Here is a 26,647-nt window from a genome sequence, read left to right as displayed (position 1 = left end):
GGAATTATTACAATTTTTGAGTGACCAGCATCAAGTATCAAGTCTCAAACATCCAGAATCCATCATCCTTTTTCCACAGGCTTATAATTTCTGGTTATATTAGCCTCCTATAAAACCTGTCGAATTATGGATTACATCAACATCAATAAAAAATTGTGGAACGAGAAGACTGACATTCATTTTAAATCGGATTTTTACGATGTTGATGCGTTTGTAAAAGGAAAAGATTCGTTGAATTCCATTGAACTGGAGCTACTCGGAAATATCGAAGGGAAAAAGATCCTTCACCTGCAATGCCATTTTGGGCAGGACACGATTTCGCTGGCACGGCACGGCGCAGTAGCTACCGGAGTCGATTTTTCGGAAAAAGCGATTGAAAAAGCCCGGCAACTGAATGAGCAGCTCGGCACCAAAGCACGGTTTATTCAAAGCGATGTGTACAAATTGCCCGAAGTGCTGGATGAAAAATTTGATATCGTTTATACTTCGTACGGTGTAATTGGCTGGCTTCCCGACATGAAAAAGTGGGCAGCCATTATCGAACATTTTTTAAAACCCGGCGGGCAATTGGTGTTTGTTGAGTTTCATCCCATTGTTTGGATGTTTAGCTACGATTTTAAGCGCGTGGAGTTTGATTATATGGAATCGGAAGCTATTGTTGAAGAACTGGAAGGTACCTACACCGACCAGGATGCTCCAATTAAAGGAAAGTCGGTGTGCTGGAACCACGGACTGAGCACCGTTATCGATTCGCTGATAAAAGCCGGCCTCACCCTTACCGACTTTAAAGAATACAACTACTCGCCCTACGATTGCCTCGACAATCTAATTGAAGTTGAAAAAGGGAAATACAAAATTAAAGGACTGGAAAATAAGTTTCCTTTGGTGTATTCGCTTGTAGCGGTTAAAAGCTAAGTTCCTTCAGGCTTACTAATTAACCTATTTACCCGTTTTTATTAACCTCCTTTGGTTTACATATTATTTATGTTTACTTTTAGTCGGCCTTTTCACCCGGCGACACAGGTAGAAGATTCAAAAGCAGTAGAGCGCGCCCCGGAAATATAAATTGAAAATCTGAGACTATCAGCGAAATAAACGTAATGACCAGACACATACTTTAGCGTTAATTTTGAAAAAAGAAAAAGAATGAAGGAGAATATTCTAATACCATTAATTCCATTCGTAATAGGAATTTTATTAAAAGTTTTATTGGATTTTAATTTAGCTCTTTTTATTGTCAAAAATTTCTATTGGCTTCCAGTCAGAACAATATTCAGGACAAAACCAGTTGATATTTCGGGTGAATGGAGCCAGATGTGGGAAAATGAAGCATCTGAAAAATATTCCGGAGAAAACGGGAGAAAAAGTAATTTATCAATCAAACAATTTGGGAAATATATTTATGGGGAGTTTAGAGCAAATAATGATGAGCAATATTATGTTTTTGGGGAAGTAATTGGTAAAAATATTATAGGAAAATGGGCTGACAAAACTAATGATTTAGGATATTTCGGTTCATTTGAACTAAGAATCATTGATTCCATGAAAATAGAAGGCATTTGGTTAGGTCATTCTAATTCAAAACCTGACCAAATAAATTCAAACAACTGGAAATGGAAAAAATAACTTCTAGCAAAATTGATTAATAAATTAATTGGAGCAATAGTAAAAGATGAGTTTTATAGATGAAATTAATAAGTCTCAGAAATCATATCAAAAAGAGTGGAGCTTCACTTCTGAATTTTATTATGCTCAAGGATATTACGAAAGATTGACTTCCAGCCTAAACGATAATTTGAAAATTTTAGAAATTGGAAGTGGTTCTGGTTTCTCAACAATTAACTTATGCAAAAAAGCTTCTAAACTTTATTCAGTAGATGAAAACAAATATTGTATCAAAGAGACATTTGATAGATTAATTAAGAATAACATTCCCGCGACTTTAGTGGAAAGGGGGAGTATTCTTTCAAATGAGGAAGTTTATTCTTATAAATTAGAATATGAAGATATTTTTCCAACCTCAAAAAATCTTGTTTATTGTATTGAAGGAAATATTCTATTTGACTCATCTTTAATTTCTCATCTAAAATCCATTGAAAACTTTGATTTGATAACATGTTGGATGATTGGTGCCCACGGTTTAATATTAAATCATGAAGAACAACTTTTAAAGAATCGGTCTGCATTTAATACAACTCCACAAATGGTTCAAGACTATAAATTTGAAGTGATAGAAAAGGTCTCAGAAGTATCTCAAATAATTTTGAATCAAGAAGGCTTATTGAACATAGTTGAGAGAGTGAATCTTGAGTTTGTAAAACATTATGGGATTAATGACATAGTTGATATTTATAACGAAAAAATAGAGCCTTTTGGATTTAGCCTTTTTGAAACTTGTGAAATATTAGAAATTGAAACAAAAAGTACGATGGCAATGGTAACTTCAAATGGAAAAGTAAGAACTAATAAGCTTGGATTACTGAATTTAAAATATAAAAAAACTAACGCTAACAATTTGTAATATGGTTGGCGGGGGTTTTAGCGGTCAGACAAGTCAGACCTCGTGCCCACTTTCCTGCAGGTCTAACACTCCCGATTGTATCAGGACCGCCCGACCTCACACAAGTGACCGTTGGCGGTAATTTAAACGAACAAAAATGAACATTGAACATTTATTAAAAAAAGGCTATTTGCCAAAAGAATTACCAACTTCATTTTTCACAGAACTATTTGGTAACGACTATACTAATATTTCAGCTTTGGCGGAATCTACGAAAAACGCTAGTTTGACAAGCCTCCAGAATACAGTTGATTCTATGACCGGATTATCGAGCGCTGACAAAGCAGAGAAAAAGGTAAGAATAAAACAAGTTTTTAAGAACAGGTTAAACTATTCTGATTGTGGTCAATTCAATATCCCCAAAAATGGCATAGCAAGGAAAATAATAAAAATCCCAAACCCAATTCATCAAGGTAAATTGTCACAATCAATAATTGACAATTATTCGGACATTAAAAAACTCTTTGAAGATTCTAAAATATCTACGACAAGACCAGAAATTGAGACGGAATTAGAACAAGACAAACGCTCCATAAAACATAATGACTTCAGTTTTTTTAAAGAGTCAGCTATTATTAATTCATTCAAGTATGCTGTTCAATTAAAAACTGACATTGCAAAGTTTTATCCTTCAATATACACCCATTCTGTACCTTGGGTAACTTTTGGTGGCAAAGAAAAATACAAAAGGAATCGAGCCTTAAATAATTCTGATCCTCTGAAGGTTGGAAATATTTATGGTGATGACATTGACGATAGACTTATGTGGTGTCAAAACCAGCAAACAATGGGAATACCAATTGGACCAGATACCTCTTTCATTATTGCAGAAATTATTGCTTGCCATATCGATAAACATCTCGAAAAAAAATTAAAATCCAAAAAAATTGATTTTCTGGGTTACAGATATTATGACGATTATGCTCTATATTTTAATTCCGAATTAGATGCTCAAATTGGTCTTACAGAATTGAAAAAGATTCTAAATGATTTTGAACTAAAAACTAATGACGAAAAAACAGAAATATCCAAAACTCAAAGCGAATTAGAAAAACCTTGGGCACTTGATATTAAGTCATTCTACTTTAGACCAACTGAGAATGACCAAAAGGATGATATCTGGAATTATTTTTCAATGTCATTTAGATATGCACAAGAAAATCCCAAAGACAGCGTGCTAAAATTGGCATTAAACAAATTCAATTATGTTCGAATAGAAGAAGAAAATTGGGATTTCTTCGAATCCCTTTTGTTTAGACTCGGTTTAATAGAACCAAGTTCGCTAAACAAAATTGCCAAGCTATTAGTAACATATGAGAAATTAGTTTCCAAGAAACGATTAAAGGAATTTTGTTTTGAAATAATCAAACGCAATTATGAAAATCAACACGATTTTGAATTGACATGGGCGCTTTGGATTTTAAATGAATTTAATATTCAACCAACGAAGTCTATTTATGAGATGGTTTTTAATAGTAAAAGTGTAACAGGAATAATAGTAGGACTTGATTTATTCCAAAAAAACAACAGAATTAAAAACTTCGATTTTTCCACTGTTATCGAATTAATCACGACAGATAATTTAAACAATAAAGAGTGGTTACTTGTATATGAAATCATTTATAAAGGCTGGATTCCTGCATTAAGTAAATCGATAATAAGAGACCATTTCTTTTTCAATATTTTAGAAAATAGAAACATTTATTTCTATGACGCTTCAAGAAAATTAGAGCCATTGCATGTAGAAAGGTCATATCTGAAAAAGATAGAACGAAAGCTTAAACAAATAACAAACTATATCTCAAAAAATAAATTTTCCAAAACAGATATAAAAAACGAATTAGTTCAATTGAGCGAAAATTTGAGCTTGACCAACATAACACAAACTACAGATAGAAAAGAGATTCAAAAAAAGCTATCAGATTCAGATTCTAAAATAAAAGTGTTAATTGATAAAATAGAAGCAGTTAAACTAGAGTTAAAGAAATTTGACAAAAAGAAACCATACTTTGTGGTAGGGAAAAGACTTGAAGAACTTTCAGATTTGACAACCAAGGAAATGGAAGCAGAAGCCAAACAAAATAAAGGACTACTATTCGACCCGACTTATGAATAAAAACTACCGCCAATAAATTGTAAATTGCACTGTGGAGTTCGTGGTGCGTCGTACGCTGGATTCTCGCATCGCAGTTCAGTCCTGTCGGACGTGAACGCGCTCCGAAATCCGGTATGACAACTTACAAGTGACCGTTAACAAAAACAAACCAATGCAAAAATCCAAACTCCTATATTTGTTTATTGCAATTGTCCTGATCAGTTGTCGGGAGAAAGGAGGAAACAGTATGCGGCAGGAAAAATATATACGGGTTGAAGACGGTGTAGAATTGTATGTTGAAACTTACGGCAACCCGGAAAATGAGGCTTGTTTATTTATTTCGGGAGCCGGTGCCAATAGTTCGTTCTGGTCGGAGCACATCTGCGACAGCCTGGTAAAAAACGGGTTCTTTGTACTGATATACGACCACCGCGATTTTGGCTACTCCTCAAAAATCGACTGGGATAAAAATCCCTACGATTTTATGCAACTGGCAAAAGATGCGGTTTCAATTCTCGATTCTTTTCACATCGGCAAAGCACATGTAGTTGGTCATTCCATGGGCGGGTTTATCGTTCAGCTGCTGGCCATTCATTATCCCGAGCGTGTACTCTCCATAATTTCGATCTCCGCCTCCACCAATTCGCCAACGGTGCCTTCACCGCCCGACAAAACCTGGGAGATTTACCTGGCGAATAAACCAACAGGTGATTTTGAAGCTGACCTGGATGGTTTTTTAAACGTTTGGGAATACCTGAACGGTACGGCAAAATTCGATAAGGAACTGGCCGTTGCTTACACCAAAGAGCTGTACAAACGACAACCCATTACCGGAGCTTTGGGTGCTTCGCATGTAAAAGCACAGGAATCGTTAAGCGACCGAACCGAAGCATTAAAGGCAGTAAAAATTCCGGCTTTGGTTATGCACGGCGAAGAAGATTATGCAGTGGATAAGTACGGTGGCATCCAAACCGCCGAAGCCATTGAAAATGCCAAACTGGTGTTGATCCCCGAAATGGGGCATATTCCGTTTAACTATGAAATCCGGGAGCGCTTCGAGAATGAGATCATTGGTTTTATTGTGGAAAACAAAAAAACGCTATAGTGATACGCTCACTGAAAGTGAGGGTATCACTAATTACAAGGCCGCTTTAATTTCCGCCACAGTTTTTGCGGCATTTCCCACAAAAAGTTTTCCTTCGATTTCAAACACCGGGCGTTTCAGGAAGGTGTAATCCATCAGCAATAGTTTTTTGTAATCGGCATCGGTTTTTACGGGGTTGTCTTCAAGGACTGCTTTTAATTTCCGGGCACGTTTATTTATCAGGGCTTCGTAGCTTTTGGTATGTGCATAAAAGCTTTCAACCTGCTCTTCAGTAATTGGCTCGGTCTTTATATCCTGCTGAACAAAACTGTCGTCAACATTTACTTCTTTCATTATTCGTTTGCAGGTGTCGCAGGTGGATAGGTAATATACTTTTCGAGTCATGTGCTTTGTTTTAGTGTTCGCAAGATAAATATTTGCTGTTGTCTTTCCAGACGGAAAAAGATTTTTGCTTTCTTTTGATCGATTGCAAAAGAAAGTGCCCGCCTGGCATAACAATGTCAATAAGTTAACAGCAAAATGACTGAAGGTCATATTTATTTCAGCCCAATGCGTTGCATTGGGTAATGAGCAACAAACAGGAACAGCGCCCTGAAAGGGCAATTTAGCTGCCCTTTCAGGGCGACTAAAAACATCAATCCTGTCCCCAAGGCGTTGCCTTGGGCTGTATTATCAAAGGCTTACAGCCTTAACTTAATGACATTGGTCTGGCATAAAGACCAAAATAACCAATAGAAAATTGAACTCCATGTTTTTATCCGGAGCAACCTGAAAAGAGAAAACTCAAAAGCGAAATCCTACTTCTCACAACTAACCACCAAAGGCAAATGTTTTCCACCGAAAGCATCCTGTTTAAAGTTGGCATAAAACTGAATATTTCGAAAACCGGCTTTTTTCAACAGCGTTTTTAACGTTTTACTTTTTAATGCCAGCAAAGGTGTTTCGTTCGATACGATTCGGTTAATGGCTTTAATTTCAAGATCGGTTTGAAAACCGATCAAATCCGAGTCGTCAGTAAAATTATACCGACGCACAAAACGGATGTTTTCTGTGTCGATTACGGGCAGTGTTTCAACCGGTTCGCTGCAAATGTAGTCGTAGTTCAGCAGCTGGATCAGCAATTGACCTCCGGATTTTAAAACAGTTTCAACACCTTCCAGCATTTGTAAAACCAGTGATTCAGAATTAAGGTGAACCAAGGTATTTCCAAAACACAGAACCGCATCAAACTGCTGCGCTTTAAAATCCTGTGTTAATTCCAGCATATTCCCCTGCTGAAAAGTCAGTTTTTCGTGCATCTTTTTGCTGATGGCCTGTTGCAACAGATCTTCGTTCAGGTCAATTCCAATAACTTCTGCCCCACTTTCAGCCAGTTGATAAGCCAACTCTCCGGTGGCACAACCGATATCCAGAATATGTTTTCCGGGCAACTCGCCAAGCTTGTTTTTCACAAACTTCAGTTGCGTGGGGTTAAACGGAAAAATCTCGGAGTAATACTTTGATATGGAGGTGTAGAAAATATTTTGTGAATCGTGCATGTACAAATTTACAAATATTGCTCGACAATACTTTTTACTTCGTGCGCAGGTCGCACACCCATCCCACTCCACTTTAACTCGCCGTCTTTAAACAGCATCAGTGTAGGAATGCTTCGTATCTGGTATTTCGAGGCAATATTAGGGTTGCGGTCAACATCCACTTTAATGATCTTGACATTTTCTTTCAGCTCGGCTTTCACCTGCTTCAGAATGGCCGGCATTTGTTTACACGGACCACACCAGTCGGCATAAAAATCGACCAAAACCGGACGTTTGCAATTGATAATATTTTTGAATTTAGCTATCATTCTGTTCTGCTCTTTTTTTGCGCTTCACCATAAAATCGTTTATGGCATCGCCCACAAGGTAACCAACCGCAGCTCCCCACAAAGTACTCCAGTACCACACCGATTTAATGGGGCAGGTACCGCTTAAACATCCCACGTATTTCCAGTAAAGGAAACCTCCAATGGCACCAACTACCAATAAAATCAGGGCCAGCTGCTTTTCTTTTAAAATCTTTTTCATTTTACTTACAACTTTGAAACAACGACAAGCACTTTTAGTTTTTAAATAAACATTGAAAAAAATGATTGCAAATAGATTTCGCCGAAATCATAACTTTTAGGAAATATAGAGCTCAATGAAAACGGCTACTTTTGTCGGCTTTAGAAAACATTATGTGGGCACTATTCGGATTGGCATCGGCCTTATTTCTGGGCATTTACGACATTTTTAAAAAGCAATCGGTTAACGGCAACGCGGTAATGCCCGTGCTGTTTTTTTCAACGGTTGCCAGCACTTTGCTGTTTACACCTTTTATTATTTTATCGTTTAAATCGCCCGAGCTGATGGCCAACACCGGCTTGTATGTTCCAAAACTCACCGCTACCGAACATTTACAGGTGTTGCTAAAATCGGCCATTGTTGTGTCGAGTTGGGTGCTTGCCTTTTTTGCGCTGAAACACCTGCCCATTACCATTGTGGCTCCAATCCGGGCAACCGGTCCGCTTTGGACACTTATCGGTGCCCTCATCATTTTTCACGAACGCCTGAATGTTTACCAGTGGATTGGAATCGCCATCACCCTCGTATTTTTCTACCTCTTCTCCACCGCCGGAAAAGCAGAAGGCATCCATTTTAAACGCAATAAATGGATTTATTTTATTGTTGCCGGAACGCTACTCGGCGCCTGCAGTGGTTTATACGACAAATTTATTTTACAACGAATCGACCGTGTGGCGGTACAAGCCTGGTTTTCGGTTTACCAGGTGGTAATTCTCCTGCCTTTTGTTTTGCTGAACGAGAAAATCAGAAAACGCAAGAACATTAGTTTTGAGTGGCGCTGGACGATCCCGCTTATCGGGTTGTTTTTGGTGATTGCCGACTACCTGTATTTTTATGCCCTTAGCAACGAAGATGCTTTAATCTCGGTAATCTCGGCACTGCGCCGCGGAAGTGTTCTGGTAGCTTTTGTAATTGGCGGTGTGCTGTTTAAAGAACAAAACCTGAAAAAGAAAGGTGCTTATCTGGTGGGTATTCTCACGGGTATTTTGCTGATTACTTTGGGAACGGTGTTGTAAAGAAAGTTGCGAGCTTCGAGTTGCTAGTTGCGAGCGAAAGATTGAGGGAGATTGATAGAAGATTGAGGGAGATTGAGAAATTGTGAAATTGTCAAATTGATAAATTGTCAAATTGCAACTTTCGGAACTACTTCTCTCCTCTTTGTGAAACTTTGTGTCTTCTCTGTGTAACTCTGTGGTAAAATATTTTGATAACTGACGTGAGATTTGTAACCTCTTACTTGAAGCTAGAGGCTCTTTACACGCAACTAGTAAAAACAAAAAAAGCTTCCCGCAAACTGCAGAAAGCCTTTCTCAAATATTTTGTATTCAATTAGAATTTAAACGTCAATCCTACTCCAAACGATTCCATAAACTGTAAATCAGGTGCGGGAAATCCGGAAGGATCTTCTCCCTGAATTTTAACATCATTATCGTAAATCAACTGCGTAATCAGGTTAGCCGACAGGTAGTCGTTCACCTTCATAATAATTTTGAATGTCCAGTCGATATCGACATTTTTAGGTTGATCGAGGTAATTCGAGAAAAGATCAACTTTGGTATCAAGCGTTACATTCTCCCAAATATCCTTTTTATACTGTGCTTTAACTGTTGCACCAAGTTCGGCACGAACCGATTTTCCTTCTTCAACACCAAAAGCACCTTCATCAGAAAGATCATCGTCGGTAACAAAAGTAAATTTTCCCGACACCGGAGCCATCATCAGCGAAAAATCATCGGTTTTGTAATCCATACCCAAACCAAGATTCAGGTAACCCGGCGCCATAAATTTTGAAATGGCATTGTCGGTATCCGGGTAAGTGTAACCCGCGGCAAACTGCGATTTGAATCCCATCAAAGCCGAATAATACCAGTTCTTTTTGGCCTCAATACCCAGTTTCGAACTAATATCGATCATATCGTCAGATTTCTGCAAATCCTTATCTTCTTCTTTTAAAAAGCCATAACGAAAATCGAAGGTATTGTCCCAGGTCAGCTTGTCCTTTTTATAATTAGCAGCGTAGTTTACCATAAAAACTCCCGACATGGAACTTCTTCCTCCGGCTGCCCAGTTGCTCAATGAAACCTGCGAAAAATTAAGTGTAGTACTACCATTTGTTGTCCAAAGGGTATCTTTTGTTTCGTCTTGTGCAAACGCAAATGCAGGTACTAAAAATAATAAAATCAGTAATTTCTTCATTTCAATATTTGTTTGGTAATTTTTAAAAACTCAAGTTAAGGAAAATAGAACAAAGGTTGAATAAAAAAGTTTGTAAACATAACAACGACTATAGAAATCGGGCCAGATCAACTTCGTTATTGATGGCATAATTATCGTCCGTAATCAACGCTTTCATTTCCTTCGCAAAATAAGGCGCCAGCATCACTCCCTTTGTTCCCAGCCCGTTAAATAAATTGAGATGACCGAACACCGGATGTTTTCCTAAAACAGGGCGCCGGTCGATAACTGTTGGACGTACGCCTGCCCAATGTTGCTCTAACTCAAAATCAACATGAATCAAATCTTTTAAACGATCGACAATGGAGTTTTTTCCTTCTTCTGTCGGTTTAACAGAAAGATCTTTCCACTCATATGTTGAGCCGACTTTAAAACGATGATCGCCAATTGGCAGTACAAATACACGCCGGTTAATAATATAGTTCTCCGAAAGATCGGGTGCATAAATCTGCAGCACCTCCCCTTTTGCGGGTTGCAATCGCACAAAATCAAACAGCGGTTGCGTTTTGAGGTAGTGCCCCTCGCAAAACACTATTTTATCAAATTGAATATCCCGAAAAATATGATTTTCGAAATTGCCCTGGTTTGCCGGAAAATCAGCTTCGATCAACATTTCATTTTTCTGAAAAAAACGTTTTGCAGCATCCAGAAAAATGCGGGTTTTTAAATAACCCGATCCTTTTACAATTCCATAAGCATGTGACTGAAAAACATTTTCAACCGGACTGGTTTCACAAATATCCTGAATAAATGGGGCAAATTTCTCATCAGCTTTTCGTTCGAACCACAGTTCGGCTTCCTGTTCCGACAATGGTTTAATCATAGGCAGATCGAAATAAAAACGTTCACCCAACAATTCTTCCAGATCGCTGTAACGATTTTTCATTACCGGCAGCAAATCATCCACCATCCAGCTTTTGGTCATTCGTTTAAATACCAGCGGATTTACCATGCCGGCTGCCACTCGAGTTGCCGTACTTTTTTGCGGATTGTTGACGATACACAATTTCACTCCGGCCAAATGCAACTCAAAAGCCAGCAATGTTCCGGCCAGCCCCTGACCAACAATCAATACTTCCTTCCGCTTCATTGGATGCTAATCTTTTTGGCTGCTTCTTCCACTTCTTCAACCGGCAGTTCGCAAGCACCGTTTTTGCATACATAAATCAAATCCGTAGTATGACTAAAACGATCTTTCAACAATGGCACCTCGCTTTCCTTCTCGGTGAATGCCCAAAGCACATGCGGATAAAAACCATTTTGCAATTTCTGAAGCTGTAAGCGAGAATTAATACCACAAACGGCTACCTCGAAATAAGGAGCCGTTAATTTTAACAGCAACGTGCCCCAGTTGGCATAAGCCATCGGATAATTGGTAAAATGTGGCGTAATGTATTGCAACATTTTCTTTGCTGTTTCCAGAAACTCGGGATCTCCTTGGATTAAATACAAACGGTGCAGGTTGTTCGCCATAACCGAATTGGCCGCCGGAATTACATTATCCTCTTTCTGAAAATGGTTCGTAATTACCGCATCGGCATTAAACCGGTTAAAGTAGAAAAGTTGTACCTCCTTGTCGTAAAAATGGGCAAAAACATACGCCATCAACTTATCCGATAAGACTAGCCATTTTTCATCACCTGAAACTTCGTATAACGCCAGAAATGCTTCGATCAATAAAGCATAATCTTCCAAAAATCCGTCGATGGAAGTAATGCCATTTTTCCAACTGTGGTAAAGCTGACCGTCTGCTTTCATCAGGTTTTCTTCGATGAATGCAGCATTTTTAATGGCCAGACATAAAAACTCTTCGTTGCCAAACGCTTTATACGCATCAGCAAGTCCCTTAAGCATGAGCGCATTCCACGATGTTAGTGTTTTATCATCCAATCCCGGACGTATTCTTTTGCTTCGTGCTTTCAACAGTGCATATTTCCATTTACCAACTTTTATCTCGAGCTGATTTAAACTCAATCCTTGTTTTTCGGCAAATGCTTCATTCGAAATATCACGAAGCAATATGTAATTATTATGCTCCCAAAATCCTTTTCCATTTACATTATAATATTCTTCGAACAACGGAAACTCATCGCCCAAAACTTCCTGAAGCTCCGCTTTCTTCCACACGTAAAATTTTCCTTCTTCGCCTTCGCTGTCGGCATCTAACGACGAATAAAAAGCACCACTTTCATCCATCAGCTCTCGTTCTACAAATGCAATGGTTTCGTAAACCACCGTTTTAAACTCCTCGATTTTAAAATGCTGCCAGGCCTTTGAATACACACTTATCAACTGCCCATTATCGTACAACATCTTTTCGAAATGCGGTACTTTCCATTTTTCATCCACCGAATAACGCGCAAAACCTCCCCCCACCTGATCGTAGATACCTCCGCGAGCCATTTTCAATAAAGTGGTTTCTACAAAATCGAGCACGGCCTCATCAGAATTCATAAAACCATAGTACAGCAGAAAGTCAAGATTTACGGGCATAGGGAATTTTGGGGCGCCGGCTCTGCCGCCTTCCTCATAATCGAAATATTTTTTCCAGCCATCCACACCGTTTTGCAATAATTCTTTGCTGAGTGCAACCTCTGTTTCCACTTCGGGCATTAACGAAACCTGTTTTATTCCCTGCTGCAATTGTGTTGCAAATTCTTCAGCCTTGCTTTGTTTTCCTTTATAAAAAGCTGCAAGTGTTTTTAAGTTTTCCACCCAGGTTTCTTTTGGGAAATACGTTCCGCCCCAAATTGGCCGCCCGTCGGGCAACGCAATTACATTTAACGGCCAGCCGCCCTGCTGCCCCATCAACTGAACTGCACTCATATAATAATGGTCCACATCGGGGCGCTCTTCACGGTCGACTTTGATGCAAACAAAATTTTCGTTCATTACGGCAGCCACCTGTTCATCCTCAAAACTTTCGTGCTCCATAACGTGGCACCAGTGACAGGCTGCATAACCAATACTTACCAAAATAAGTTTGTCTTCAGCTTTTGCCTGTGTAATAAGTTCTTCGCTCCAGGCCTGCCAGTTTACAGGATTATGGGCGTGCTGCAAAAGATATGGCGATGTGGCATTTATCAGCGCATTTGTATGTGGCATAATCAAAATAATTGTTTTTAAACAAGCTGTTTTCAGCCTGCTTCTGTTCTGAAACGACTGTTTTCAGAAGAACAATAAAACCGGAAATTGGTTCCCTTGGATATCGTTTTTGACATAGCCTGCATGACAAAGGTCATTTTGACTTTTAAAACGAAAGCTACTTTTGTAAGCACAAATCCACCTAAGAAATTAGGACACAACATCAAACAAAAAATAAAAATCCCGGACTGGACGCCGGGATTTTTTTATGGCTCAAATTTTCTCTGCTTATTTTGATGTAACATCTGCGTTGTTCTGCGAAATCTGCGTGCAAAAGTGTTTGGGATAAATACTTTGAATCATAGTTTTAAATACAATTCACCTCACGCTCCAAAGTCACGCCAAACTTTTCTTCCACCGACTTACAAATTTCTTCCGAAAGAGAATAAATCTCTTTGCCGGTGGCATTGCCATAATTGACCAGCACCAAAGCCTGTTGTTCATGAACTCCGGCATCGCCAATACGTTTGCCCTTCCAACCGGCTTGTTCGATCAGCCAACCGGCAGCCAGTTTTATTTTGCCCTCTCCTCCCGGATAAACAGGAATCTCCGGGTATTTTGATTTGATTTGCTCTGCCAAAGCGACTTCCACTACCGGGTTTTTAAAGAAACTTCCGGCATTACCCAACTCTTTTACATCGGGTAGTTTTGAGGAGCGGATTTCAATAACCGCCTCACGAATATTGTGAAGATTTGTTTCTCCTTTTTCTTTTACCTTTTCTTCCAATTGTCCGTAACCAAGGTTGAACTCCGGAAATTTATCCAATCGGAAAATCACAGAAGTAATGATAAAACGGTTTTTAAGGTAGCTTTTAAAGACACTGTTCCGGTAGGCAAAACCACATTCGGTTGCAGGATACTCAACCGCACAACCCTTTTCCAGATCAAAACCTTTTACTTTTTCAACCAGTCGGCAAACTTCCTGTCCGTAAGCACCAATATTTTGCACCGGTGTTGCCCCCACATTCCCAGGAATCAACGATAAATTTTCAGCTCCACCCAATCCCTGATTTACGACAAATTCTACAAATTCGTCCCAAACTTCGCCGGCACCAACTTCAAACCACTCGTGATTGCGATCCTCCCAAACCGAATTCATTCCCGGTACATTCGGATGAATTACCAGCCCGTCGAAATCATTCATAAACAAAATATTGCTGCCCTCACCCAAAACGATCAGCTTCTCCTCTTTCCAGCTTTTATTGGAATTCAGAAAAACCTCCAGGTCTTCCAGTTCGGTAAATTCGAAATAATATTTTGCCTTGGCTTCGATGCCAAATGTATTGTGTGCCTTTAGCGAATGATTTTCTGAAAAGCGGATCATAGAATAAATTTTGCGCAAAGATAAAAGCTCCATTGATTAATGATGAAGGATTAAGGATTAATTTGCCTGCAATGCTTTAATGCGAGAATGCTTAAATTACAAAATTGCTTAACTGATAAATTGTAAAATTATATGCAAAGAACGCCTCCAACTCATACGCACTTTTGCCAATTGCATTTTGCCAACTGCCTATTGAGCCACTTAACATCAGTCCTACCGTTCTTTGTGAGACTCTGAGTCTTCTCTGGGCAACTCTGCGTTAAAACATTTTGACAGGAGATTGAGCTCACAGCAAGAATCTTCCAACTTCGCGTTTCCTGCTTCCTACTTTTTCTATCTTTACAACAAAATCATTTCATTCACTTGAAGCGCAAAAAGCAAATAATTGTTTCTGTTACCAACGACCTGGTTGCCGACAACCGGGTGCACAAAGTATGCACATCTCTGGAAGAAATGGGATTCAGTGTTTTGCTGGTTGGCCGGAAATTAAAAAACAGTCAGCCAATCGCCCGCAGCTATCAGACTCACCGATTGCTTTTGCTTTTTAAAAAGGGAGCGTGTTTTTATGCCGAGTACAATTTTCGGTTGTTTCTGTTTTTACTTTTCCGGAAAGCCGATGTTTTGCTCTCCAACGATTTGGATGCACTGACAGCCAATTATCTGGCTTCAAAAATTAAACGATCGACACTGGTTTACGATAGCCACGAATATTTTACCGAAGTTCCGGAATTAATTGACCGCCCGCGGGTAAAGCGGATTTGGGAGTGGCTGGAAGGAAAAATGCTGCCAAATTTAAAACACTGTTACACGGTTTGTGATTCCATTGCGGCTGTTTACAAGGAAAAATATGGCGTGCCGTTTCAGGTAGTCCGGAATATTCCTACTTCAAAAAATACTGCTCAGTTTAACAAAAAAGATAACCAGCGGAAAATCATTCTGTACCAAGGAGCGGTAAACATTGGCCGCGGACTAGAGCAAGCCATAAAAGCTATGCATTTTATCGACGATGCACAGCTTGTTATTGCCGGCGATGGCGATATAAAAGATCAGTTGGAAGAATTGGTACACAATGAAAAACTGCAGGAAAAAGTGCGTTTTACAGGGCGCCTTTCCATTGAAGAACTGACAAAACTAACTCCAACTGCCGATCTGGGATTATCAATTGAAGAAGATTTGGGGCTGAACTACCGTTTCGCGCTGCCCAATAAATTATTTGATTACATCCGATCCGGTGTTCCGGTGTTGATTAGCGATTTGCCTGAAATGAAAGCCATTGTTGAAAAATACGATATTGGTGCCATCAGCAACTCGCACGATCCAAAAGATCTGGCAAAAACGATTAACGAAGCTTTGAATAACCCAGACAAACGAAAAGTCTGGAAAACCAACCTCATTCAGGCATCAAATGAACTTACATGGGAAAATGAAGCGGAAGTTTTGAAAGGTATTTTTTCTGAATTTCTATAGGCATTTCATACGACTACACGTGGTTATTGTTTTACCCCCGGCCCCTAAAGGGGAGCTGGGCAAGTCCCCTTTTGGAGATTTAGGGGTGAATTAAATCCAGAAACCTAACCCACTAGAAATCGGACCACTGAATGCGATAAACTCCTTACCTCCAACGTCATGCTGAACTCGTTTCAGCATCTCCTTTTCAGGATCATCCTCTCAAAAGCCCCTAAAACAAGTTCAGGGTGACGTCTTAAACTAAGGTAAACTGAAGATCAAACTACACATTTTTCTCCAGCAGATTTTCAAACTCAATTTCATCAGTATTTTTTGCCGAATCGTGCAATTTACCATTTACACAAACCAGTGTTCGCGCAGGCTTTTTGGCTATGGCAGCATAATCGTGCGTTGCCATCAAAATTGTTTTTCCATCGTTGTTTAATTGGATAAATAAGTCCAGAATATCTTCCGAAGTTTCCGGATCGAGGTTTCCGGTGGGCTCGTCGGCCAAAATAATATCAGCATGATTTAAAATGGCGCGGGCAATAACAACACGTTGCTGTTCACCTCCACTTAGCTGGTGCGGCATTTTTTCTTTTTTGTGCAACATTCCAACGCGCTCGAGCACTTCATCAACACGATTCTCAATTTCCAGCTTGTTTTTCCATCCGGTGGCTTTTAACACAAAAGCCAGGTTGGCGTAAACATTCCTGTCGGTAAGCAAACGAAAATCCTGAAAAACAACCCCGAGCCGTCTTCTCAAATGAGGAATATTCCGTTTTTTCAATCCGACCAAATCAAAATCCAACACGGTCCCCGAGCCAAATTCCAAAGGCAATTCGGCGTTCAGCGTTTTTATGAGGCTGGTTTTTCCGGTTCCCACTTTTCCAACCACATAAATAAACTCACCTTCCTGCACCTCAACATCAACACCCGAAAGAATGAGGTTATCGTACTGGTAAATACTGGCATCGAGCAACTTTATGACTGTTTTTTTGTCCATAAAAAATGTGTTGCAACTAAAATAGTTCGAAATTTCTTACCCACATATATAATAAAGGAAAGAAATAAACAGTTTTTTGTTAAGAATTACAAGCATTAAGGGCAGTTTAGCAAACAGGGAATAGCTATTTTAGTTGGTCAATTGTAAAAAGTAAGCCAGCAAATGGTTTGAAACAATTAATTCATTTAAAACAAAGAGAATAAAGCATGAGAACGATACAAATTTTGTTATCTCTTTTTATCATTATTGGTTCTTTTCAGCAAGTCGGGGCGCAGGAAACGGCTTATTTCGATGATGTGAGAAAGGATATCGACATCGCCAAAGGACTCTACAACAAAGGAAAATACATTTCAACCTACCGGCAATTCGAGAAAATTCAGAAACGTGTTGAGCCCAAATCGGAACTGTATTCCGAGGCCGAATATTTCAAAGCGGTTTCGGCACTTCACGCCGGTTACCGCTCGGGCGACAAGCTGATCCGCACCTTTGTTGAAACCTATCCTGATAGTCCGTACATGAACAGCGCGCAATTCAACCTGGGTAAAAACCAGTCTGAAAAACGACAATATTCGCTGGCCGTTCGCACTTTTGCAAAAGTCGATCGTAAGGACCTGTCGGAAAACGAGCGCATTGAATTGCAATATCAAAACGGATTTGCCAACCTCGAGCAAGGAAATACGGAAGTTGCCTATCGTGAGTTTATGGCTATTCGGAACACCAACAATTTATACAGCAAACCGGCCACTTATTATTGTGCGCACATTCAGTATTTAAATGAAGATTACGATGCTGCACTGGAAGGATTTACTGCGCTGAACAACGATCCGGCTTACTCGCAGGTAATTCCGTTGTATGTGAGCCATATTTACTACAAACAGAAGAAATACAACGAGGTAGTTAACTACACCACTTCGATTATCGACGATGTGCAGGAAGAAAACCAAACTGAATTGGCAAAGATAGTTGGCGATTCATATTTTCATTTAGGTCAGTACGAAAATGCCATTCCTTACCTCGAAAGATATTTTGAAACTTCGGGGACAAAAACACGGGAAGAAAATTACATCCTTGGATTTTGTTACTACCACACCAACAAATTTGCAGAGGCCGCTGAATTACTGCAAAAAGCAGCTACCGGCGAAGATGAAATGACGCAAAACGCCTACTATCATTTGGCCGATTGTTTTATCAAACTTGACGATAAAGAAAAGGCAAAAACAGCCTACAACGCCGCTTCGGAATTTGATTTTAACGCGGACATAAAAGAAGACGCTTTGTTCAGTTACGCCAAATTAACTTACGAGCTTTCGTACTCGCCATTTAACGAAACCATAAAAGCTTTCGACCGCTACATTGCTGAATATCCAAACTCGCCAAAAAATGCTGAAGCCTACGAAATTCTGGGAGAAGTTTATATGGTGACCAAAAACTACAAAGACGCGATCGAGTCGATTGACAAAATACAAAACAAAACACCCGACATTTTGAAAGCCTACCAGCGCGTAACATTTTACCGCGGTCTGGAACTTTTCAATAACCTGATGTACAACGAGGCAATCGAGAATTTCGACCTGTCGCTGGCCAACGGAAGCTACAGCAAAGAAATAAAAGCACGATCACTTTACTGGAAGTCGGAAGCGCTGTACCGCGTGGGCGATTACGACAATTCAATCGCGTCGTACAACCAGTTCGCACGCAGTTCGTCATCGGCAAACGATGCAGAAGCCTTGAGTGCCGACTACAACATGGGCTACGCTTATCTGAAAACCGATAACAAAGAAGCGGCACAACAACATTTTAGTCAGTATGTGCAGAAAATGCAGGGCAAACGAACACCAAAAATTGCCGACGCCTACAACCGGATTGGCGATTATTATTTCCTGAATACAAACTATGCGCAGGCCATCGACAATTACGAGCGTGCCTACAACATAAAAATGCTGGAGGCCGATTACGCACTGCTGCAAATTGCATTTTGCCAGGGACTTCAGCGCAAACAGCAAGACAAGATCAACAACCTGAACCTGCTGTTACGCGAGTTTCCGGAGTCGGATTACTACGATGACGCTTTATACGAACTGGGGCGCGCGAACGAACGAATGGGCAATAATTTTGAGGCCGTTCGCCAGTACCAGGAGATCGTTGAGAACCATCCGAACAGCAACTATTACCGCAATGCACTTTTGCAATTAGGATTGGTAAATTACAACAACGGCGACTTTAACAAAGCCCTGCGCCAATACAAGGAAGTGGCCGAAAACTATAAAGGTACACCCGAAGCAAATTCAGCGTTACAAGGAATAAAAAACTGTTACGTAGAACTGAATGATGTGGATGCTTATTTCGCCTACGTAAAACGTTTGGGGGGCGATGTTAGCGTTAGCGCATCAGAACAGGATCAGCTGACTTATTCAGCTGCAGAACGTGTTTACATGGCCGGAAATGAGGATGCCGACGTGCAACTTCAACAGTACCTGAATCAATATCCGAACGGCGCATACATTACAAATGCACATTTCTATCTGGCAGAAAATAAATACAAAGAAGGCAACTACGAGGAAGCCAATACGCATTACTCGTTTGTGGCCAACCAGCCCGACAATCTTTTTACCGAACAGGCACTTGCACGCGCATCGGAGCTGACATTCAACGCCGGCGACTACAATGCAGCACTCAATCTGTTTAATCGGTTGGAAGAAAAATCAACCGGAAAATGGAATTCGCTTCGTGCAAATACAGGCCAGATGCGCTGCCAGTTGATCAATCAAAATTATCAGGCAGTAATTGTGGCTGCTGAAAAAGTAAATAAATCGGATGTAGCCAATGAAGCATTGAAAAAGGAAACCGATTATACCATTGGAAAATCGAATTACGAACTGGGCAACTTAAGTTCGGCAATTAGTCCGCTGCGCGATGTGGCAAAAGACACCAAACTGGAACAGGGTGCTGAAGCCAAATACCTGTTGGCAGAAATTTATTACCGCGACAATAACAAAGCAAAAGCCGAGGAAGAGATTGTTGATTTTATCGACAAAGGAACGCCATACACGTACTGGCTGGGTAAAGCCTTTTTGTTGCTGGCCAGTATTTACGAAGATGGTGGCGACCAGTTTCAGGCAAAACATACCTTGAAAAGCCTTGCTGAAAACTATAACGACGACAGCGACGGAATAAAAGCCGAAGCGCAACAACGCCTTGATGTTATTCTGGCAAAAGAAGCGCAGCAGCAGCAAAACGCAGTAGACAGCTCTTTCCAAATGGAAATTAAACAAAACTAAAAATGCACAACATGTTCAAAACAGCTCGATATATTTTCACTCTTTTAATACTTGGCACCACCGTTTTTGCACAGGCGCAACAAGACACCACGCTTACCAAGGAAGTTATGGTTACCAAAGCTTACAAGCCAACAATTTCGGATGCCAACAAGCTAAACAGCATGCCGACAATTGATGAATCGGAACACCAAAAACCAACCTTTAATTACAGCATCAACAGCCAGCCTGTTTTTAGCACTTTTTCGGTGAATCCGTTAAAAGCGGCCATTGTTGAAACATCGAAAAATCAGGATAACGGTTACGGCCTGGTTCGTGCCGGTTTGGGAACAACTTTCCGCCCTTATGGCGAAGTTTTCTTTAACAATCAAAACTCAAGGAATTCGCTGTTTGGCATTCACGCCATGCACCTATCATCGTTTGACGATATTGAATTGGAAGGCGGCAATAAAGTGGATGCACCGTTTATGAAAAACGAGGTTGATCTGTTTGTAAAACACCTGGTCCGGGACAATGTACTTTCGGTGAATCTCGATTTTAAACACGATGCTTTTAATTATTACGGCTATCCATTAACTGCCGTTCCTGATCCGCTGCTTGAAGGCGGTCAGACCATTAATTATTTCGATACCAAACAGTCGTTTGCAAAAGGCGGAATTAATGTCGGGCTAAAAAACCCAACTGCCGAATACGACGATGCAACTATAGGATTTGATTTTAACTACCATTATTTTGGTACAAAAACCGATCAGCGAGAGCATTATGCCAGTTTTGTACTCGACGTACAACAACCAATGGTTACCGGAGTTGGATTACTTGAAGGCGGCGTTTTATACACACAGGCCAGCGATATTTACCTGCAGGCCGACTCAGCCACCGGCAACCGCTCGCAAATTATTATACACGCCAAACCGGCCTGGTTTATTGGCGACGAGACTGCGAATATTACACTCGGCGCTAACACCTGGTTTATTATGGTTTCGGATGAAGATACCGAAGCTAAGATTTCACCAAATATCCGTGCCAACTGGACACCTGTTCCGGAGTTGATAAGTATTTATGCAGGAATTGACGGCGATTACGTTAGCAATCACTATTCAAAAATTGCGTACGAAAATCCGTTTGTCGACCCGTTGCACGATGTAATGAACTCGTTTCAAAAGTTTCGTTTTTATGGTGGTTTTGATGGTAAGTTTTCAAAAAAGACCAACTTCAAAATTTCGGCAGAATATGCTATGATCGATAACCAGCCATTTTACTACCTGAGTGAAGCTTTATATCTTGATCCTGACTACAATCCTGCCCCATCGATTGTTGACAATACTTTTAAGATTTTATACGACAATATTGATCGTTTAAAATTGAATGCAGAGATCTTTCACGCCTCGTCCGACAAAGTTGATTTAACAGCATCGGTAAATTACTACAACTACAAACTCGACGAACAGGAAGAAGCATGGAACCTTCCAATCTGGGATGCCAATTTCAATATCGGCTACAAAGTAAACGAGCAACTTAGTTTGTCGGCCGATATCTTTTTAATGGGCGAAAGAAAGGCTTTGGTTATTGAATCAGCAAACTTATACTCGAGTGCAGCCGCAATTTACAGATCCAATAATCTCGAAACTGCTTTCGACTTAAACCTGAAAGGCAACTACCAGATCACCAACCAATTTTCGGTATTTGCACAACTTAACAACTTTGGTTTTCAAAAATATCAACGCTGGTTCGGATACCCGGTACAAAGCTTTAATATGCTGGCCGGTATAAGCTATTCGTTCTAAGCAATACTAACAACTCAATTCGGTAAAGGGAGGCAAAAGCTTCCCTTTTTTGTGAAGGTCTCATGAAAACCAGTAGCAATATATGTTTCTTGTGCCTTCTACACAATCGTCCCTCTCTAAGCGTAGAGAGGGAATGAGGGAGAGTTAAATTCAAATTACTTTACTCTTATCAATGTTGGAGATTTTCTAGAATAATGAATGTTATTTACGTATAAACAAGACTCGATTCAACTCTTTTTTCAGTCCGATTTCAACCCAAATAAAAACCCGCTGCTTCGCCCTCATTTTGAGGTTAATATCTTGTTGAAAAATAAGGTCTTTTAACACATTAAAAACAGCAGTTTTCTGCCTATTTTTTATATATTTGTGACGTGATTATCAGATCATTTTTAGAACAAGATAAGAACTTGAAAATCAACTAGTTTTCTTCGAAAAGTTTTAAAGAATTTTTTGCGGGGGAAACTATTTTATTTTAGAGGATTTAATTTTAACAAAGAGAGATGAGCGAAATTGAAAAAAATGAAGTCCAAAGCAACGGCAACGGAAACTATGGAGCAGATAGTATCCAGGTGCTTGAAGGTTTGGAAGCAGTAAGAAAAAGGCCGTCGATGTACATTGGCGATACCAACGAAAAAGGTTTGCATCACCTCGTTTACGAGGTGGTTGACAACTCGATCGACGAAGCGCTGGCTGGTTACTGTAACAACATCGAAGTTATAATTCATGAAGATAATTCCATCACTGTAAAAGATGATGGGCGCGGTATTCCAACCGAAAAACACTCAAAAGAAAACAAATCGGCGCTGGAGGTTGTAATGACCGTTTTGCACGCCGGTGGTAAATTCGATAAAGATTCATACAAAGTTTCAGGTGGTTTGCACGGTGTAGGTGTATCGTGTGTTAACGCACTTTCTACCTATCTGAAAGCCGAAGTACACCGCGACGGAAAAATCCATGTGCAGGAATATGGCATTGGAAAACCACAGGGCGATGTTCAAATTGTTGGTGAAACCGACAAAACAGGAACCTATGTAACTTTTGTTCCCGATAGTACCATTTTCCTTACAACGGAATACAAATACGAAATTCTTGCAGCACGTTTGCGCGAGCTGGCTTTCCTGAATGCAGGAATCAGACTTCGAATCATTGACGAACGCGTTGTTGAAGAAGACGGTTCTTTTAAATCAGAAGAATATTTTTCGGAAGCCGGTTTGAAAGAGTTTGTTGAGTATTTGGATACTACCCGCGAAAAGCTGATTGAGGAAGTAGTGCACATTACCACCGAAAAAAATGATATTCCGGTAGAAATTGCGCTTCAATACAATACTTCATTTTCAGAAAATATTCATTCGTATGTAAACAACATTAATACGATTGAAGGAGGAACGCATTTAACCGGTTTTAGACGCGGTTTAACACGTACCTTGAAAAATTATGCCGACCAAAGTGGAATGCTCTCAAAACTGAAATTTGATATCAGTGGCGACGATTTCCGTGAAGGATTGACTGCAATTATTTCGGTAAAAGTTCAGGAGCCACAGTTCGAAGGTCAGACAAAAACGAAACTGGGTAACTCAGAAGTTAGTTTATCGGTTGACCAGGCTACCAGCGAAGCTTTACAGAACTACCTGGAAGAAAATCCAAAGGCAGCCAAGCAAATTGTACAAAAAGTAATTTTGGCAGCTCAGGCACGTCACGCAGCGCGTAAAGCCCGCGAAATGGTGCAACGTAAAAACGCGCTTTCGGGTGGTGGTTTGCCGGGAAAATTGAGCGACTGCTCGGAAAAAGATCCTGCACAATGCGAAGTATTCCTTGTCGAGGGAGACTCGGCAGGTGGTACGGCAAAACAAGGCCGCGACCGCAGAACACAAGCAATTCTTCCGCTGCGTGGTAAAATCCTGAACGTGGAAAAAGCCATGCAACACAAGATCTTCGAAAACGAAGAGATTAAAAATATTTTCACCGCTTTAGGAGTTACCATTGGTACCGAAGAAGATTCGAAAGCGTTGAACATGGAAAAACTGAGGTATCACAAGATTGTGATCATGACCGATGCCGATGTGGACGGTAGCCACATTGCAACATTGATTATGACCTTCTTTTTCCGCTATATGAACGACCTGATTAAAAAAGGTCACCTTTACATTGCAGCTCCACCACTTTACCTGATTAAAAAAGGAAAGAGAGAATCATATGCATGGTCGGAGAAACAACGCCTGCAACTTATTGAAGAGTGGGCCGACGGTAACGAAAGTGCCGTTCACACACAGCGTTACAAAGGTTTGGGTGAGATGAATGCCGAGCAGCTTTGGTCGACTACCATGAACCCTGAGCAGCGTACACTGCAACAGGTAACCATAGAAAATGCTGCTGAAGCAGACCACATTTTCTCAATGCTTATGGGCGATGATGTACCGCCACGCCGTAAGTTTATTGAAGACCACGCTACCTACGCAAATATTGATGCGTAATTTGTTTGAACAATAAATAGCACGGCGAGTTATTATTCGCAATGCTATACATTATAAAATACAAAGTTAAAATCCGGGAGCCTTTCCCGGATTTTTTCGCTTTGCTAAACAACTAAATCCTACTATATGAACATCTGTGTTTTCTGCTCATCGAGCAATGCCATAAACGATAAATATTTCGAGGCCGCACAAAACCTGGGCGAGCTAATTGGTAAAGGCGGTCATAGTCTTATAAATGGTGGTGCCAATGTTGGATTGATGGAAGCGGCTACCATTGCTGCCAGCAAAGCAGGTGCAAAAACGGTGGGTATTATTCCCGAAAGGATGATCGGCCGGTCGCTGGCCTCCAACAACTCGCACGAAGTAATAATTACCACCGATATGATGGAACGCAAAGATCAAATGCGTAACATGTCGGATGCTTTTATTGCATTGCCGGGTGGCTTTGGTACACTCGAAGAAATCTTAGAAGTTATTACGCTTCGGCAACTCTCCTACCACCACAAACCCATAGTTTTTGTTAACACAAATAATTTTTTCGACTACCTCTTTAAACAATTTGAGGTTTCGTATGTCGAACTATTTGCAAAAGATATTTACCGACAATTATATTTTGTGGCACAAACGCCCGAAGAAGCGATGGAATACATCGAAAATTACGAGGAAGTAGAACTCGATTCGAAATGGTTTAAGGTTCCCGAAAAATAATTGTCTGTACTTGTAATTATTAATACGATAAATTGTCGTATTATTTGCACGTTCTGACAAGACATACTGACATACTTTCAGTAGACACCGTTTTTATTTTCACTTTTTAACACTAGAGATAGCTCCGTGTTAAATTATGCAAAATAGCGGCAATCAGCGGCAGGCAAGCAAAACAGTGGCAATAAATTTGCGTTCTTAATTCCCTGAGAAAATTAGAACGTTTTAAAAATTTTAAGTTATGAAAAAAGTAGGAAGAATTTCGCTGACATTTTTACTTGTTATAGCAGGTGCATTTGTAGGAGTTTGGGCTTACAGCACTTTTTTCGACAAGCCACAGGTTGTAACAGTGAAAGAAGAGCAAGCAGCACGATTTGTTAATTACCCCGCGGATAGCGAACAACAGTTACCCGATTTAACTTTTGCCGCCGAAAAATCGATTCATGCGGTTGTACATATTGCCACAAAATCAGTTCGTACCGGGCAATGGTCGAGCGGTAATCCGTTTTTAGATGAGTTTTTTGGCCTGCAAAGGCAACAACCTCAGGTACAGCAAGGTTTTGGTTCGGGTGTAATTATGTCCGACGATGGTTTTATTATTACCAATAACCACGTAATTGAAGACGCCCAGGAAATTAAAGTAATATTGAATGACAAACGCGAATTTGACGCGCGTTTAGTTGGAACCGATCCATCAACCGATATTGCTTTATTAAAAATTGAAGCCAATGACTTACCATATTTAACTTATGGCAATTCCGATAACCTGAAACTTGGCGAATGGGTATTGGCAGTTGGTAACCCGTTTAACCTTACATCGACGGTAACTGCGGGTATTATAAGCTCACAAGGACGAAACCTGGGAATTAACCAGGATCAGTACCGAATAGAGTCGTTTATTCAAACCGATGCGGCAGTAAATCCCGGAAACAGCGGAGGCGCACTGGTAAACCAACAAGGTAACCTGGTTGGAATTAACACTGCAATTGCCTCTCGTACCGGATCATACACCGGATATTCGTTTGCAGTACCGGTATCTATCGTAAAAAAAGTTGTTAAAGACTTAAAAGAATTCGGAGAGGTACAACGCGCATTACTAGGTGTAAATATTGGCGATGTTAATGCAGAAATTGCTGAAGAACTGAACCTTGATAAGGTGGAAGGTGTTTATATAGGTGGAGTCGTTGCTAACGGAGCTGCCAACGAAGCCGGCATAAAAGAGGAGGATGTGATCATCAGTGTTGATGGAGATAAAGTAAAAACAGCAGCCGAGCTACAGGAAAAAGTTAGTCAGTACCGTCCGGGCGACAATGTAGACATTGTTGTAATTAGAGACAATGAAAAGAAACAATTTACCGTTACCTTGCGTAACAAACATGGCGACACCGAAAT

Annotated in this window: 21 protein-coding genes; 12 read left to right on the top strand and 9 right to left on the bottom strand. The window is 40.3% G+C overall.

What is annotated here, in order from left to right; translation table 11 throughout:
- Positions 1–126: 126 nt before the first annotated feature.
- The 5 genes from QZ576_RS19610 to QZ576_RS19590 all read left to right on the top strand — a co-directional run bounded on the left by QZ576_RS19610 (position 127) and on the right by QZ576_RS19590 (position 5,760).
- Positions 127–915 (top strand): bifunctional 2-polyprenyl-6-hydroxyphenol methylase/3-demethylubiquinol 3-O-methyltransferase UbiG, encoded by a 789-nt coding sequence (locus QZ576_RS19610; RefSeq protein WP_297100354.1) that lies wholly within the window; start codon positions 127–129, stop codon positions 913–915.
- A gap of 231 nt (positions 916–1,146) precedes the next feature.
- Complete coding sequence (locus QZ576_RS19605) at positions 1,147–1,626, top strand: hypothetical protein (protein WP_297100351.1); 480 nt, start codon at positions 1,147–1,149, stop codon at positions 1,624–1,626.
- Between the two features lie 46 nt (positions 1,627–1,672).
- Positions 1,673–2,521 carry a hypothetical protein gene (locus tag QZ576_RS19600; protein ID WP_297100349.1) on the top strand — a complete coding sequence of 283 codons (849 nt, stop codon included), beginning with the start codon at positions 1,673–1,675 and terminating at the stop codon, positions 2,519–2,521.
- A 136-nt stretch (positions 2,522–2,657) separates the two neighbouring features.
- A complete protein-coding gene (locus QZ576_RS19595; RefSeq protein ID WP_297100346.1) occupies positions 2,658–4,676 on the top strand; it encodes an RNA-directed DNA polymerase in 2,019 nt (672 codons plus the stop codon).
- A 151-nt stretch (positions 4,677–4,827) separates the two neighbouring features.
- Entirely contained in the window at positions 4,828–5,760 is a 933-nt protein-coding gene (locus QZ576_RS19590; RefSeq protein ID WP_297100343.1) for an alpha/beta fold hydrolase, read from the top strand.
- A 33-nt stretch (positions 5,761–5,793) separates the two neighbouring features.
- On the opposite strand, the gene QZ576_RS19585 is transcribed toward QZ576_RS19590, so the two are convergent.
- From QZ576_RS19585 to QZ576_RS19570, 4 genes are all read right to left on the bottom strand, one after another.
- Positions 5,794–6,144, bottom strand: a complete 351-nt coding sequence (locus tag QZ576_RS19585) for an arsenate reductase family protein (protein ID WP_297100340.1) — start codon at positions 6,142–6,144, stop codon at positions 5,794–5,796.
- Between the two features lie 413 nt (positions 6,145–6,557).
- Positions 6,558–7,298: a class I SAM-dependent methyltransferase gene (locus QZ576_RS19580; RefSeq protein WP_297100337.1), complete on the bottom strand. Its 741-nt coding sequence runs from the start codon at positions 7,296–7,298 to the stop codon at positions 6,558–6,560.
- An 8-nt stretch (positions 7,299–7,306) separates the two neighbouring features.
- Positions 7,307–7,606, bottom strand: a complete 300-nt coding sequence (trxA, locus tag QZ576_RS19575; protein ID WP_297100334.1) for a thioredoxin — start codon at positions 7,604–7,606, stop codon at positions 7,307–7,309.
- Positions 7,596–7,826 (bottom strand): DUF6132 family protein, encoded by a 231-nt coding sequence (locus tag QZ576_RS19570; RefSeq protein ID WP_297100330.1) that lies wholly within the window; start codon positions 7,824–7,826, stop codon positions 7,596–7,598. Before QZ576_RS19570 ends, trxA begins: the two co-directional genes overlap by 11 nt.
- 131 nt (positions 7,827–7,957) lie before the next feature.
- Here QZ576_RS19570 and QZ576_RS19565 point away from each other — a divergent pair, with 131 nt between their 5' ends.
- On the top strand, positions 7,958–8,881 hold the full coding sequence (locus QZ576_RS19565; RefSeq protein ID WP_297100328.1) for an EamA family transporter: 924 nt from the start codon (positions 7,958–7,960) through the stop codon (positions 8,879–8,881).
- Positions 8,882–9,194: 313 nt separating this feature from the next.
- Here the strand turns inward: QZ576_RS19565 and QZ576_RS19560 are convergent, their stop codons facing one another.
- The 4 genes from QZ576_RS19560 to murB form a co-directional block, all read right to left on the bottom strand.
- Positions 9,195–10,061, bottom strand: coding sequence for a DUF3078 domain-containing protein (locus tag QZ576_RS19560; protein ID WP_297100325.1), 867 nt, complete (start codon positions 10,059–10,061; stop codon positions 9,195–9,197).
- Between the two features lie 88 nt (positions 10,062–10,149).
- Positions 10,150–11,190 (bottom strand): FAD-binding oxidoreductase, encoded by a 1,041-nt coding sequence (locus QZ576_RS19555; RefSeq protein WP_297100322.1) that lies wholly within the window; start codon positions 11,188–11,190, stop codon positions 10,150–10,152.
- Entirely contained in the window at positions 11,187–13,205 is a 2,019-nt protein-coding gene (locus QZ576_RS19550; RefSeq protein WP_297100319.1) for a thioredoxin domain-containing protein, read from the bottom strand. The genes QZ576_RS19555 and QZ576_RS19550 overlap by 4 nt, the downstream gene beginning before the upstream one ends.
- A 346-nt stretch (positions 13,206–13,551) precedes the next feature.
- The gene (gene murB, locus QZ576_RS19545) at positions 13,552–14,568 is read right to left on the bottom strand and encodes a UDP-N-acetylmuramate dehydrogenase (protein ID WP_297100316.1); all 1,017 of its coding nucleotides are present in this window, start codon (positions 14,566–14,568) and stop codon (positions 13,552–13,554) included.
- A 363-nt stretch (positions 14,569–14,931) separates the two neighbouring features.
- Here murB and QZ576_RS19540 point away from each other — a divergent pair, with 363 nt between their 5' ends.
- Complete coding sequence (locus QZ576_RS19540; RefSeq protein ID WP_297100314.1) at positions 14,932–16,035, top strand: glycosyltransferase; 1,104 nt, start codon at positions 14,932–14,934, stop codon at positions 16,033–16,035.
- Positions 16,036–16,297: 262 nt separating this feature from the next.
- Here QZ576_RS19540 and QZ576_RS19535 read toward each other — a convergent pair whose 3' ends face one another.
- Positions 16,298–17,020 (bottom strand): cell division ATP-binding protein FtsE, encoded by a 723-nt coding sequence (locus QZ576_RS19535; protein WP_297100311.1) that lies wholly within the window; start codon positions 17,018–17,020, stop codon positions 16,298–16,300.
- 206 nt (positions 17,021–17,226) lie between these two features.
- On the opposite strand from QZ576_RS19535, the gene QZ576_RS19530 reads away from it, so the two are divergent.
- From QZ576_RS19530 to QZ576_RS19510, 5 genes are all read left to right on the top strand, one after another.
- Complete coding sequence (locus tag QZ576_RS19530; RefSeq protein ID WP_297100308.1) at positions 17,227–20,298, top strand: tetratricopeptide repeat protein; 3,072 nt, start codon at positions 17,227–17,229, stop codon at positions 20,296–20,298.
- Positions 20,299–20,309: 11 nt separating this feature from the next.
- Positions 20,310–22,079 carry a hypothetical protein gene (locus tag QZ576_RS19525; protein ID WP_297100306.1) on the top strand — a complete coding sequence of 590 codons (1,770 nt, stop codon included), beginning with the start codon at positions 20,310–20,312 and terminating at the stop codon, positions 22,077–22,079.
- A 500-nt stretch (positions 22,080–22,579) separates the two neighbouring features.
- Positions 22,580–24,550 (top strand): DNA topoisomerase (ATP-hydrolyzing) subunit B, encoded by a 1,971-nt coding sequence (gyrB, locus tag QZ576_RS19520; protein WP_297100303.1) that lies wholly within the window; start codon positions 22,580–22,582, stop codon positions 24,548–24,550.
- Between the two features lie 126 nt (positions 24,551–24,676).
- Positions 24,677–25,258 carry a TIGR00730 family Rossman fold protein gene (locus QZ576_RS19515; protein WP_297100300.1) on the top strand — a complete coding sequence of 194 codons (582 nt, stop codon included), beginning with the start codon at positions 24,677–24,679 and terminating at the stop codon, positions 25,256–25,258.
- 238 nt (positions 25,259–25,496) lie between these two features.
- Positions 25,497–26,647: trypsin-like peptidase domain-containing protein (locus tag QZ576_RS19510; protein ID WP_297100297.1), on the top strand; the 1,151-nt coding region annotated here is incomplete at its 3' end.

It is taken from the genome of uncultured Draconibacterium sp. (assembly GCF_913060805.1).
In the GTDB taxonomy this organism is placed as follows: domain Bacteria; phylum Bacteroidota; class Bacteroidia; order Bacteroidales; family Prolixibacteraceae; genus Draconibacterium.
This window is presented reverse-complemented; position numbering and strand designations above follow the sequence as displayed.

What these genes read in the sequence shown, in the direction of transcription:
- QZ576_RS19605 (WP_297100351.1), top strand. Translation starts at nt 1,147, where the DNA reads ATGAAGGAGAATATTCTAATACCATTAATTCCATTCGTAATAGGAATT.
- QZ576_RS19590 (WP_297100343.1), top strand. Translation starts at nt 4,828, where the DNA reads ATGCAAAAATCCAAACTCCTATATTTGTTTATTGCAATTGTCCTGATC.
- QZ576_RS19525 (WP_297100306.1), top strand. Translation starts at nt 20,310, where the DNA reads ATGTTCAAAACAGCTCGATATATTTTCACTCTTTTAATACTTGGCACC.
- QZ576_RS19595 (WP_297100346.1), top strand. Translation starts at nt 2,658, where the DNA reads ATGAACATTGAACATTTATTAAAAAAAGGCTATTTGCCAAAAGAATTA.
- gyrB (WP_297100303.1), top strand. Translation starts at nt 22,580, where the DNA reads ATGAGCGAAATTGAAAAAAATGAAGTCCAAAGCAACGGCAACGGAAAC.
- trxA (WP_297100334.1), bottom strand. Translation starts at nt 7,606, where the DNA reads ATGATAGCTAAATTCAAAAATATTATCAATTGCAAACGTCCGGTTTTG.
- murB (WP_297100316.1), bottom strand. Translation starts at nt 14,568, where the DNA reads ATGATCCGCTTTTCAGAAAATCATTCGCTAAAGGCACACAATACATTT.
- QZ576_RS19580 (WP_297100337.1), bottom strand. Translation starts at nt 7,298, where the DNA reads ATGCACGATTCACAAAATATTTTCTACACCTCCATATCAAAGTATTAC.
- QZ576_RS19585 (WP_297100340.1), bottom strand. Translation starts at nt 6,144, where the DNA reads ATGACTCGAAAAGTATATTACCTATCCACCTGCGACACCTGCAAACGA.
- QZ576_RS19560 (WP_297100325.1), bottom strand. Translation starts at nt 10,061, where the DNA reads ATGAAGAAATTACTGATTTTATTATTTTTAGTACCTGCATTTGCGTTT.
- QZ576_RS19555 (WP_297100322.1), bottom strand. Translation starts at nt 11,190, where the DNA reads ATGAAGCGGAAGGAAGTATTGATTGTTGGTCAGGGGCTGGCCGGAACA.
- QZ576_RS19535 (WP_297100311.1), bottom strand. Translation starts at nt 17,020, where the DNA reads ATGGACAAAAAAACAGTCATAAAGTTGCTCGATGCCAGTATTTACCAG.
- QZ576_RS19530 (WP_297100308.1), top strand. Translation starts at nt 17,227, where the DNA reads ATGAGAACGATACAAATTTTGTTATCTCTTTTTATCATTATTGGTTCT.
- QZ576_RS19570 (WP_297100330.1), bottom strand. Translation starts at nt 7,826, where the DNA reads ATGAAAAAGATTTTAAAAGAAAAGCAGCTGGCCCTGATTTTATTGGTA.
- QZ576_RS19550 (WP_297100319.1), bottom strand. Translation starts at nt 13,205, where the DNA reads ATGCCACATACAAATGCGCTGATAAATGCCACATCGCCATATCTTTTG.
- QZ576_RS19600 (WP_297100349.1), top strand. Translation starts at nt 1,673, where the DNA reads ATGAGTTTTATAGATGAAATTAATAAGTCTCAGAAATCATATCAAAAA.
- QZ576_RS19515 (WP_297100300.1), top strand. Translation starts at nt 24,677, where the DNA reads ATGAACATCTGTGTTTTCTGCTCATCGAGCAATGCCATAAACGATAAA.
- QZ576_RS19610 (WP_297100354.1), top strand. Translation starts at nt 127, where the DNA reads ATGGATTACATCAACATCAATAAAAAATTGTGGAACGAGAAGACTGAC.